Here is a 585-nt window from a genome sequence, read left to right on the forward strand (position 1 = left end):
GGGTGTAGCGGCCGAAGTGCGTCGAGGCCCCCTCGTAGTGCTGGGCGTCGTACTCCTGCGGCGTGGTGACGTACTGGCTGTACGCGTTGGAGTAGCCGGCGAACACGGTGTGCCGCGAAGAGTCGCCGAGTTCGGCCGCGACCGTGTCGGTGACCCGGTGGCCGGCCGCGATGGTGAACTCGGCCGGGGCCGCGGTGAGGGTGAGCTGCCCGATGCGCACGAGCTGCACCGGCAGGACCTGCGGCGTCCAGGCCGGCCGCTGCGCGCCGGTGGCCAGGAAGACCGGCTTCGGCGCCTGGCAGCGGCGCAGCCCGGGCGGCGCCGGGTTGAGCACCGCGCCGAGGCCGACCACCAGCGGGTTGGCCCTCAACTCCCCCTCGTCCACCAGGTCCGGCCCCGGGCCGTCCTCGGCGCCGGCGGTGAACGCCTGCCCGAGCGCGGCCTGGCAGGTGTGGTGCGGCTGGCCGTCGGGGGTGTAGCGGCCGGCCACGTCCACGGCGGAGAAGTCGACGTAGCGCTGCCGGTGGTCGATGGGGCCGCGCAGCTCCTCCGTGGCGCCGTTGAAGAGTTCGAGCGCCTTGGCGG

The 585-nt window shown here is 74.7% G+C and carries 1 protein-coding gene; it reads right to left on the minus strand.

Annotated elements, in window-relative coordinates:
* Positions 1–585: neutral/alkaline non-lysosomal ceramidase N-terminal domain-containing protein (locus KUM32_RS36365; RefSeq protein ID WP_217146165.1), on the minus strand; the 585-nt coding region annotated here is incomplete at both ends.

The sequence above is a fragment of the Streptomyces sp. AC627_RSS907 genome (assembly GCF_019049165.1).